The organism is Mucilaginibacter sp. OK268 (assembly GCF_900103125.1).
Taxonomy (GTDB): Bacteria; Bacteroidota; Bacteroidia; order Sphingobacteriales; family Sphingobacteriaceae; genus Mucilaginibacter.
Genome location: NZ_FNJV01000006.1, coordinates 83,055 through 95,829 on the forward strand (window position 1 = coordinate 83,055; position 12,775 = coordinate 95,829).

4 protein-coding genes are annotated in these 12,775 nt (G+C 43.4%); all 4 read left to right on the forward strand.

Annotated features, from left to right (window positions below):
- Positions 1–592 precede the first annotated feature (592 nt).
- Positions 593–3,997, forward strand: a complete 3,405-nt coding sequence (locus BLR84_RS18845) for an RHS repeat domain-containing protein (protein ID WP_090471227.1) — start codon at positions 593–595, stop codon at positions 3,995–3,997.
- A 32-nt stretch (positions 3,998–4,029) separates the two neighbouring features.
- Complete coding sequence (locus BLR84_RS18850) at positions 4,030–9,621, forward strand: DUF6443 domain-containing protein (protein WP_090471229.1); 5,592 nt, start codon at positions 4,030–4,032, stop codon at positions 9,619–9,621.
- 6 nt (positions 9,622–9,627) lie between these two features.
- Positions 9,628–10,335 (forward strand): DUF4262 domain-containing protein, encoded by a 708-nt coding sequence (locus BLR84_RS18855; protein WP_090471231.1) that lies wholly within the window; start codon positions 9,628–9,630, stop codon positions 10,333–10,335.
- Between the two features lie 856 nt (positions 10,336–11,191).
- Entirely contained in the window at positions 11,192–12,700 is a 1,509-nt protein-coding gene (locus BLR84_RS18860; RefSeq protein ID WP_090471233.1) for a M60 family metallopeptidase, read from the forward strand.
- The last annotated feature ends 75 nt before the right edge of the window (positions 12,701–12,775 follow it).

Sequence of the window (12,775 nt, forward strand, 5' to 3'; positions counted from 1 at the left end):
CCGTTAAAACACCTATTGCGCATACCGCTAATTTTTCATATACTTATACCAGTATATGCATGTTACGTTGTGTATACTTAAGCAAATATTAATTAGGTTAAACTTAACCTTTATTGGAACTGGAACCGCCTTATCACATGAAAAAAACACAGCAAAATCTCCCGTTGATTTTATCTACTTTAATAAACAAGCAATTTAATAATGAGAAAAATTGCAATTATCTAAACCCTCTCTATCCGGCTCTTGACACTGCACCATTTAGGAAGTCCGTTGGTGTAAGCACAAGTCTATTATCAGACGCCGCTAATTTCTCTTCCTCGCTTGTAGATTAAACTTCCAAAAGTATATCTATCGGTATCGAATTGAATTTTAAAAAAAGAATAGAGCCCACAGCTGTAATTATTCAACTAAGTATATATCCCAGGCTTAACTTAAAGCTCTCTGAGAATATGAGTATGAAAATACTTGCCACTCTAATTTTGCTATTAACCATTATCAGATTTGAATCAAAAGCGCAAGCTACCGTCTAATAGCAAATCAATTAAAGCTAAAACCTCACCAGAACCATAAACTCATCATATTCAATTAAGTAATGAAATTTTTTACCCTTGTTTTTTTTATATTATTTGTATCATTCCATGCCATTGCTCAATCAGCAGCCGACTTTCAAAATATTATCCCGGTAAGTACCGTTTCTCCAAATGCAGCCAGTCTGGGTAAATTTGGGGACGTTCCGGTAAGCTATGCTACAGGAATCCCTTCAGTAACCATCCCACTTTACGAAATAAACGTAGGCAAAATCAAAATACCATTATCTCTCGATTATCATGGAGGGGGGGTAAGGGTGGATGAGGTATCATCGAGCGTTGGTACCAGTTGGGCTTTAAGTGGTATAGGGGAGATCTCCCGGAGCATGATCGGTTTACCTGATGAAAATAGCGGGGGCTATCTTTCTGCTCTTTCCTTAGATTCCCTGTATAATTACTATCTGTATACCAACTACAGGTTGCCCAGAAAGCTGGCGTTCGCCCAATATATACTCGATGTAAGGGATAATGCAAAGGAAACCCAACCGGATGTTTTTTCCTATACGTTAAACGGCAGCAGTGGCAAATTCATGTACCGTCCCAATGGTACGATTATGCAAATACCGGTGACTAATAACCGCATTGAAAGAACAACTGGCAATAACTTTAAAATAACGGATGACCAGGGGCTGGTTTATCTATTCGATCAGCAGGAGCGAACGCAAATGGTATCCGAATCCGCGACTGGTCCGGGCAGCTACACCAGTACATGGCGACTATCGAAAATGATCTCACCAAATCTGGCGGACACGATATACTTTAAATACACATCGGTTAATGGTGATTTAGAACATAACTGGAGTTTCTCTAATATCTTAGGTGATGAGCCCGGTGACGGAAATTACACTCGTCAAAGTTCATCTGTTTCAACAATTTCCCACAGTATAGAATTAATCCCCAATGAAATTGATTGGCGCGGAGGAAAAATCACCTTTTCTAATAAACAGGATCGATCAGACCGAACTTCTGAGTTGCGAATGGATAGTGTAAAGGTATATTCCAAATTGAATGGGGCTTTTCAATTGATTAAAAACATTAAACTTTATCAATCCTATTTTTATAGTAATCCCACCAGTAAAACTCCAGATAATAGGAATTATCGCCTGAGATTAGATTCCGTAGCTTATTTACCTGTAAACGCAGGATTGCCAACTCAATCCTATCAAATGACCTATAATAATAGCCCCATAGCACCAAATGAGTCTTTCGGGCAGGATATCTGGGGATATAATAACGGACAGTTCAATAATCGTACATTAATGCCCATCCAAACAGTACTTTGGAGTGGTACCTATCGAACTATAGGAGAGGCCAATGTGGATCCTGATAGCACCAACACCTATGTGCAGGCCTGTATGCTTCAGTCGATAAAGTATCCGACAAAAGGAAAGTCAGTTTTTGAATTTGAACCGCATCAATATCCGCAGGATTATTCAACGATGCAAACGCAATCTGTTAACTGTGACGCTTACGGAAGTGTGCAACTTAGCAACACGACCAGCTTTACGGTCAGCAGCACTGTTCAACAAGCTTTCCGTTACAGTGCCACCCTTTCTGCCTACAATTATCCCGGCGTAACCGACAGACCACAGATAAAAATGGTTGACCAAACTACAGGACAACAAATTTTTCTGGTCAATAATGTGAGCAGCCCCGGACAAAGTTACAGCACAGGAACTATAGCTCTTTCCCTGGTTACGGGGCATACCTACGTGATCACTACCAATATTTATACTGCGGACTCCAGGGTGTCCGCCACCTGTCAAGTCTCCTGGTCGGTGCCAGTTAGTGGTACTACGATTAAAACAGGCGGCGGCTTAAGGGTAAGCACAATTACCAATTATGACAATAATGGCAATTTTATAAATAAGGAGAAATATCAGTATGGTAATGATGGTACAGGTCAGCTTTTAACGGCGGCCTCGTACTTATTTATTAATTATGAGAACCCGTTCTATGAAAGTGGCTCCCAACCCCCCTTACAACCTAATTCTTGTATTATCACTACATCAAATATAAAAGCTGTATATTATTCAAGGGGTATTTATCCGGCAACACAGTTCAGCGGAAGCCCCGTTGTTTATGGTGCAGTAACTAAATTTGATACCGACAATAATGGCGCTGCAAATGGCAAAAAGATATTCACCTACACGTTTTTTAGTGATCAGGCCGGATTGCCGATTGCAGATTATGGAACAATGGGGGTCTGGCTTATTTCTCATAACTGGAGAAACGGGTTTTTAAAACAAGAGTACACTTATAAATCAGTTGGTGGTTCTTACAGTCCGGTTAGTATTAAACAATACAACTATCAAATATACCGTCCAGATACTTTGCTGCAGCTAAAAATTAAACCCCTATATATAAGGGATGGCGGCTGTCAGCTTTCCAAGGACACTAGCATTACCAGGGCCGGCTCACCGAACCATGTTGGCGATGCTTCCAGAACCCATTTTTTTATGGGCCGGATACCAACTTATACCGGTGCCATATTGCTCCAGTCAGAATCAGACACGACCTTTAATGATGCAGGAAATAAGATCATCGCTGTTAATAACAACTATTATGATGATCCGACTCACATTTTACCAACCCGGAAAGAGACTTTTAACAGTATCGGAGATAACCTGACCGATGTAATTAAGTATCCCCATGACCTTGCAGCAGGAGGAAATGTCTACCAGACAATGGTTTCCAGAAATATTATATCCCCCATTGTAAAGTTTCAGCAATTAAAAAACGGCGTACAACAAACCTTATCAAGTATTAATTATAATGACTGGTTTGGTAATACTAATCTTTTATTACCCCAGACAGTCGATGGTCAGGTGTTGTCCAATCCGAGTGAGAACAGGGTAAGGTTTAATAAATATGATATTTATGGTAACATTCAGGAACAGCAAAAAACAAACGCACCGGTTTTAAGCTACAAGTGGGGATACTACAACCAATATCCAATAGCTCAAATAACCAATGCGCTATCCTCAGAGTTTTATTATGAAGGTTTTGAAGAAAGTACAGCAACAGGGGTAACTACAGGAATAGCGCATACAGGACTAAAATATACAACCAATGCAGCGATAAGCTGGACAAAGCCCAATAGCCGTATTTATGTAATCAGTTATTGGTACCGCAGCGGCGGTACCTGGAAGTATCAAGTCGGGCAAACTTATACAGGAACAGGTTTTACAATGACTGGCGGAGACGCCTATGATGATATTCGTATCTACCCCAAGGACGCTCTGATGACCAGCTATACCTATGATCCCTTAGTTGGCATGACGAGTATGACAGATCCCAAAAGTGAGACAACGACTTATGAGTATGACAATTTTCAGCGCCTGATGAATGTGAAGGATAAAGATGGTAAGATCATCAAGCGTATAGATTATCATTATCAGGGACAATAAACCGAAGGCACAACCTATATCTCTATTTCAAAATGATCAAAAATATCAAAGCTTGCCTGCTGTTAACTTCTCTTTTTATGTTATCGGCTTTTAGATCGCAGGCACAAATGTCGATTTCGGGTACTACCTGTCCTACTGCGGGTCAGACTTATACCTATAGCGTCAGCAGCAGTTACACTTCGGGTCAGCCCACGCAATGGCAGGTAAATGGAGGTCTTATCGCGGGGACCAGCAGTAATAGTCAGAATGGCACCGGCCTGTCAAGTATATCCGTAGTCTGGAATACGGGCGTGAGCAGCGGAACGGTTTTTTGCCATGTATACAGCTCTACACCCCAGGACGCGTCATTAACCGTTAGTGCTTCCTCCCCTCTGGTGCCGGGAAATATAACTTCCAATGTGGGCCAGAGTGTTTACAAAACGACACCGGCTACTATTGGCTGTTCAGCGGCCAGCGCCGGTGGTTGCGCACCGATCAGTTATAGCTATCAATGGCAGCAAAGCACCAATCAGGCTGACTGGACCAATGTACCAGGCGCTACCGGTCAGGATCTCAGCTTTTCTTCGGCACCGGCGCAAACTACCTCTTACCGCAGATACGTATCGACCAATTCCGGCAACAACGGGTATTCGGGTGTGGCCACCGTCAATATCCTTCCACCCCTTTCAGGGGGTAGTGCCAACCCTTCAACGCAAACGATCTTCAGCGGATCGACACCGGCCACTATTGTCGTTTCTCCCGCAAGCGTGGGTGGAGGCAATTGTAATAACAACTATGGCTATCAATGGACTTCCTCCTCTAATGGCACTGACTTTTATCCCGTGTCCGGCGCTACGGGTACTTCTTATACGCCCCCAGTACTCACCCAAACGATGTATTACCAATTACGGGTAACCTGCAACAGCGAATCAGCTACCAGCAATTCAACTGTGGTGAATGTAGTCCCCCATCTGGTATCAGGAACGATCAGTTCTTCCGGGATCACCATTAACTATGGAACAGCGCCTGCCGCGATCAGTTCAACGACTGCCACTGGAGGTATGTGCAACAGCAGCTATAGCTATCAATGGCAGCAAAGCACCGATGGGAATAATACATTCACTGATATCAGTGGAGCAACGGGGACAAATTATACACCAGGCACACTGACCGCAACAACAGGCTACCGCCTCAGGACCATCTGTAATTCAGAGACGGTATATACCGGTGTTTATACGGTTACCGTATATCCTTTGCTGGTGCCAGGAACAGTCAGTTCATCGGCTGGAACGATCAATTACAATAGTGCTGTAACTTTAACCAGTACGGCCGCAACAGGCGGTAGCAGGACTTATACCTATCAGTGGCAGAGTTCGACAGGTGGCGCCGCCTATACAAATATTACAGGAGCAACAACACAGAACTACGGGCCCGTTAACCTGGTAGCTACTACCTCTTACCAACTGGTCGTTAACAGCAACGGTCTGCCCAAGACAAGTAATAGTGTCACCGTGACGGTATACCCGCAGTTGCTGGCTGGTGCAGTAACGCCAGCGTCGCAGACGCTAAACTATAATGTTCCGTCATCAACCCTGTCCGGAGTAGCGGCGACAGGAGGTAACGGAACCTATACCTACCAATGGCAAAGCGCCGCAGCATCGGGTGGCCCTTATACGCCTATCAGCGGGGCAACGGGTTTAGGTTATGCACCGGGTACGCTCGCGGCTTCGAGCTATTATCAACTAGTGGTGACCAGTAATGGGGCGACTGCAACCAGTAATACAGCCGCGGTGACCATGTATCCACAGTTCACAGCCGGAACCATCAGCCCGGTGTCGCAAACCATCAATTACAATACCGCCGCTGCGGCCATAACCAGTACGGCGGCTACAGGAGGCAGTAGTAGCTATACCTATCAATGGCAAAGCTCACCAAACGGCACTACCTGGACCAATATCCCTTCGGCCACGGCATTAAGCTACTCACCCGGCATATTGACAAGTACTATATATTATCGTCTTGTGTCTACCAGCAATGGTGTTAACGCAACGAGCAGTACGGCCATGGTTACCGTGTACCCGCAGTTGATCGCCGGTACCATCAGCCCCTCCAGTCAAAGTATTGCTTACGGTACAACTCCCGCATCCTTGATTGCTACAGCAGCCACCGGCGGGAACAATGTTTATGCATATCAATGGCAACAATCAGCTGATAATGTATCCTGGGCAAATATACCCGGAGCAACATCTGATAGCTATAGCCCCGGTGCATTGACAGCAAACACCTATTACCGCCGATCGGTTACCAGCAATGGGTTAATCCTCAGCTCAGTAGCCGCAGGGGTTACCGTCACCGGTGCTTCCCTGGTAATGGGTACCAATCCCAGCCAGGCAATGAATTATATTGTCACTAGTACCTTGCGTACAGGCATAAGCGCGATCAGCGGCCCGGCACAGCTGGCCGCTATGAAAATAGGCGATGTGAACCAGACGGTACAGTACTTCGACGGGTTGGGCAGGCCGCTGCAAACAGTGGAAGTAAAAGGAAGCCCGGCCCGAAATGATGTAATTCAGCCGGTTGCCTATGATCAGTTCGGACGGGAAGCGCAGAAATATTTACCTTATGTTACCACAGGTAGTAATGATGGAAGCTATAAAACCAACGCGTTGAGTGGAGGCCAAAGCCAGTTTTACGCTGCACCCCCAGCAGGAGTAACCGCGGTCAGCGGCCCTTTCGCTGTCACGAATTTTGAACCATCACCTTTAAACAGGGTCCTGGAACAAGGGGCGCCGGGAACCGACTGGCAGCCCGCGGCGGGTCATACCCAGAAGATCGTGTACACGACCAATAACGAGATACCTCTTTCTAATACCTCAGGTACGATGCTGGCCATGTTGTATACCGCCACGATTAATGCCAACGGCAGCCGGACGCTGGTATTAGGCAATAACCAGGTGAATTTTTATAAATCGGGTCAGCTATATGTAACCGTCAGCAAAGATGAGAACTGGGTGAGCGGCAGAAGTGGTACAACGGAAGAATACAAAGATAAAGAGGGCCATGTGGTGCTGAAACGGACGTTTAACGGTGCGGAAAACGCATTGCAGATCCTGTCGACATATTATGTGTATGACAATCTGGGCAACCTGGCCTATGTACTGCCACCTGGCACCAACCCGGATGCTGCCAGCATCCCACCCTATGCGGGCAGCCTGGGCTATACCTACCGATATGACGAAAGAAACAGGTTAACCCAAAAGAAAATCCCGGGCAAGGGCTGGGAGTTTACCGTGTATAACAAGTTGGATCAGCCGGTATTGACCCAGGACAGCCTTCAAAGACAAGCCAACCAATGGACAGTAACCAAATACGATGGTGTGGGAAGGGTGATTTTGACTGGGTTATGGAATGCGGGCTCTGCCAAAATACTAAAAACCCTACAGGATAGTATCTATGGCAAAAAGCAATGGGATAAGCGGGATAGTACCAATACCCTGGCAAATTACCCAACCGGCTATATTTTGAGTAGTTATCCTACACTGAGCAAAGCACTGACAATCAATTATTATGACGATTACAATATTCCGAAACTGCCTATTGGTTATAAAGTAACCAACGGAGTAAGTATGATGACCCAGGGCTTGCTGACAGCCAGTACGACTGCGGTATTGAATACGATCACCAATCCTACCCCTGATATGCTTTTGGACGTCAATTATTATGATGATAAGGGAAGAAACATCCGGAGCTATAAACAACATTATCTGGGTGCCGTAGCAGACACTGCCAATTTTGATGTGGTATTGAATACTTACAATTTCAATGACCAGGTAACCAACATCAACCGGAGACATTTTACCCGGGCGACGATGGGAACGCCGCGGCTGACGATCATAAACGACTACAGCTATGACCATATGGGCAGGAAGCTGACGACACGGGAACAGCTCCAGAACGGGCTCCTGAGCGGGCTCCAGCCGGCTGATATGAGACCGATCCTGTCGAAGATAGAATATAACGAACTGGGGCAAGTATGGAAGAAAAACCTGCACAGTACAGACAGTGTCACCTTTAAACAAACCATCACTTATAGTTATAACGAACGGGGCTGGTTGTCGATTAGCAACGCGCCTATGTTCGCTGAAGCTTTATATTACAACGAAAATAGCAGCAATAAGCAATATAACGGAAATATCGCCTACCAGCTTTGGGGAACGTCGGCAGGGCTGAACAATAACTATACCTATGGCTATGACCAGCTGAACCGGCTCATCACGGCCAATTCAACTACAGGGAATAATGAGAACGGTATTACCTACGACCCGATGGGCAATATTACGGCGCTGAAACGTTACGCGGCCAATGCGCAAATCGACCAGCTGACGTACAACTACACGGCCGGGACAAATACCCTGCAAAGCGTGACGGATGCGAATCCTAGCAATGCGGGGCTGAAAAGCGGTACAGCCAATTATACTTATGATGGTAACGGTAACCTGACAGCAGACAACAGCAAAGGGATCACCGGTATCAGCTACAATTTACTGAATCTGCCGCAGGCGATCACAGGCAAAAGCACTACCTATACTTATGATGCCACAGGGCAAAAACTAAGCAGATTGATCGGTACCAATAAAACGGATTATATCTCTGGTATTCAATATGATGGCACAGCAGCATCCTCAACGATCAGTTTTATCCAGACGGAAGAAGGCCGGGCCTTACCGAAAGATGCCACAACCTACAACTACGAATACAGCTTAACCGACCACCTGGGCAATAGCCGGGTGAACTTTGATACGGGCACAGGCACAGCCCGCCAGGTACAGGTGGATGATTACTATGCCTTCGGGATGGAGATCAGCACCAGTGTGGCCAGTCCAAAAAATGAGTATCTTTACAATAAGAAAGAGTTGCAGGAAAACCTGGGTTTATACGATTATGGCGCCAGGTTCTACGATCCAGTTATTGCCAGGTGGACGAGCGTGGATCCATTAGTTGAAGAGGATCAGGAAAGCACTACGCCTTATGGATATGTGTTTGATAATCCTGTTAAATTAACCGATCCGGATGGTAGAGAACCATGTTGCGAACTGGAATTACAGATACTTGGAGGGGGCGCAGCAGCTGCCGAAACGGTTGAAGTCGGAAGCCTTGGTACAGGAACGTTACTTGCGGGAGGAATTTTACTTAGTGCAGGGGCAGGTGCCGGTCTAGCGTACTTGAGCGAACATCTCCCTCATTTGAGTGGTTCTTTTCCTTCTAGCTCGGGCGATCATCCAGTAATGTCTCGAGACAATACCAGAGTTAATAGCTATTTGCCACGAACTGCTCCCACTATTATTAACAATAATACAAGTAAAAAGGGTGATACAACAGAAAGAGGTACAGCAGGAAAACTTGAAAAATCTCCAACTGGCAAAGGAACAGTCCCTCCTTCAGAAAGAGCGAAACAAAGAGTTCCTTCAGCCAAAGAAAAAGCAAAAGAAAGAGAAGATAATGACAATAAGTGCGCTAATTGTGGTAATGAAACAAAAGCAAAAGATACAAGGCCACATCATTATCCAGATAGACATGCAGATGGCGGCAAAAAAACAGTTCCTGTTTGCAAAGAGTGTCATACATATTTACATAGTAAAAATTAATGAACAATGACAAATACGGAATTTTTAGACATCATAAGAAAAAACATTGATGAAAATGGCTATCATATTACGCTAGTCAATGGTGGGCAAAATCCAAATTTTTCTTATTCAATAGGATTATCCGAAAGGTTCGGTTTTGAATTGATTATTGCAGGAGGATTTAAATCTATAAAAGAGAATGAATTTATATTTGGACATATATATGAAAAGCTACAATCTGGATCTACAGTTAATTCTCAGTTTTCATTATCCGACAACGACGTTTTCTATTTAGGTACTGTAGATTCATCTTGGTGTGAAAAATTAATGTTAGGAGTTTATGATTATTATAGTGTAGATAAAATCACGGCTTATCAAATTATTCCTATAGAAAGAACATTGGACACACCACTAATGTCAGATGCAGTAATTCCAAATGACCCTGTTTGGAAATGGCTATATACGGATTGGAATATCGATGCGCCTAAAAATTCTTATGTAATAACTGATCTTAATGCTTTAAAAGGCAAAACAATAACTGAGGTCGCTAAATGGGAAGACCATGTATGGGAAATGTTTTCAGGGCCGGGGCCAGATGTAGAAAAAGAGGATATAAGGATAGTCCCATTAGGAACCATCTTAGGAATTGACGCTACATTAAAACCAATTGTAAACTTGATTGTCGGTCAAGGTTTGTGGCGAGATAATAAAGATTCAAGCTGGCAAGATTGGTAAACCCTGCCTATATCATGTGAATAAGAATTGAGATGTAATAAGTAAGCCCAATCATTCGTTGGGCTTTTACTTTTTCAATACGAGTTGCTTTGAATTAGTATTCTTGGCTTTGTAATCCTTAATAAGAGCATCTATCACAGAATACAATTGTTTCCTGTCGTCATTAAATAACCTGCTGATTTCTTTCATGCAAGGCAAAAAAGAATACCAGGAAAAACTTTTCATCCGCTTCCAGCTTTCAGACTATGTTCCCAGCGACAATTTCTACAGACGGCTAAAAATATACTCGATCTCACCTTTGTTTACGATATGACTGCTAAATATTATGGCACAGAAGGGCAAAAGAGAACCCGCTGCCGCGAGTTTGTAACCATAAATGTTCGAAACCTTAATAGTTATTATATTTAAGGAATGACAGCCAACAGGTTTTAAACTTAATACCTTGACCAGTACGAAGAAAGGAAAGTAAGGGAACAACTTAAAAACGTACAACGGCTGCTTAAGTCATAGTATCGAATTAAAATTTAATTCTCCATTTTAAAGTCTGCGTGATAAATATTCTATCGCAGTGTTACTTATTTGTTACTTTTTGAATGTAACTAATTGTAATACAGTTATAAATTCAATACCCGCCATGTGGCAAAGTTCATAAATATATTCAGTAAATGATATTAAGTTAAGCGTAGTTTCAATGAAGAGAATTTAATTGTAATAACATATCAAACGTTTGTGCGGTATTTTATTACGATTGTTATTATCCGCACTCTATATTTATGACACTATGGTCTAATGGTTATTGCTAACAAGATTAGAACCTTATAACTAAAATTTATCACACACCGCATACAATCAATTCATGAAGAAATTATTAACCATTGTGTTTTTAGCCGCCGGGCTTACTGCCTTTGCTCAAACTGCCCAAAAAGATCCGGCAACAGTTCTTATTTCTCCCCAACAACCCCTTTCTAAAAACGATACCGATTTTAGAAAGGCAATAGCCAAATGGAGCGATGAAATATTAAAAAGCACCAATTATAAAAACGTCAAAGCGCAGCCTTCATCAGCAATTTTTCCGGGCGCGGTAAAACCAGGTTATCAATTGGTAAGCCAAACTGTAAGTATCTCGCACAAAAAAATAGCTGCTAGCCTGGTAGGTATTGTATCCACTTTAGGCTATTCGGGTTATGATCATGATATCATGTATAGTACCGGCTTGTATGCCGTAGCCGGGCAATATATTGAGATAGACGTACCTAAAAATACCAATACCGATAATTTGGAAGTGCAAATTGGCGCTCATAGCGATAGGCTGAATTATTGGGTAGCGGGCACCGAAGATTGGCGCCGTATGCCCATCATTACCAAAACACAAAAATTGGTGGTTGGTGTAAACAAACTGGCTTCGCCTTTTGGTGGTTTGATCTACATTAACCTAAACCCGAAAAGCGAAAGCAGAAAAATTGATCTTAAAATTAGCCATGCCGTAACCGCCCCGCTTTTTGTGTTGGGCAAAACCTCGCAAAGCGATTGGGAGAACCAACTCAAAAATAACAAAGCGCCCTGGGGTGAAATGGCTACCGAAAACGTAATTTTAACCTTGCCCGATAGTGTTTTGCAAACTGTTAAAAATCCACAGGAAGTAATGAAGCTTTGGGACCTGATTATTGGGGGCGAAATGGACCTTGCCCAAATGCCCTTACCATTTTACAGGGCGCAACGTTTGGTTCCCGATGAGCATATTGGCGGTGGCTATATGCATAGTGGTTATCCAATAATGATACATCACTCCCCTACAAAACACATGTTATCCAACGAAATTATGGCTAACCCAGAGCTTTTGATGAAGCCCAGCGGTGGTGGGGCCAATTGGGGCTTTTTTCACGAAATAGGTCACAATATGCAAAACCTGAACTGGGTATTTGGCGGTACAACCGAAGTAAGTAACAACTTTTTTTCGTTGTACATGTTTGATAGATTGATGGGTGGGCGAGACAATGCACATACAGCAATTTCAAATGCCAATACACAAAAGCAGATGAAGAAATATTTTACTGAAGGGGCCAATTACGAAAAATGGAAAAAGGACCCGTTTTTGGGTTTAATAATGTTCCGCCAAATGCAGGAGGGCTTTGGTTGGGAAAGCTTTAAAGCTTTTTTTAGAGAATATCAAAAAATTGGACCAGGCATCGGTGAGTTAAATGATCAGCAAAAACGAGATCTATGGGTGAAAACCTACTCAAACATTGTAAAAAGAAACCTGGCGCCATTTTGGAATATCTGGGGTGTAACCATCAGCGATAGTGTAAACAAAGGGCTTTCTGTTTACCCGCAATGGATGCCTTATAATTTTCCACCGCAAAACTAAAATGGTGAGGTGCTCGATCAAACAAAAATAAACGTTTGTGTGGACAATACCGAGCCCTTGACCATTTGATTCGGA

What these genes read in the sequence shown, in the direction of transcription:
- BLR84_RS18855 (WP_090471231.1), top strand. Translation starts at nt 9,628, where the DNA reads ATGACAAATACGGAATTTTTAGACATCATAAGAAAAAACATTGATGAA.
- BLR84_RS18850 (WP_090471229.1), top strand. Translation starts at nt 4,030, where the DNA reads ATGATCAAAAATATCAAAGCTTGCCTGCTGTTAACTTCTCTTTTTATG.
- BLR84_RS18860 (WP_090471233.1), top strand. Translation starts at nt 11,192, where the DNA reads ATGAAGAAATTATTAACCATTGTGTTTTTAGCCGCCGGGCTTACTGCC.
- BLR84_RS18845 (WP_090471227.1), top strand. Translation starts at nt 593, where the DNA reads ATGAAATTTTTTACCCTTGTTTTTTTTATATTATTTGTATCATTCCAT.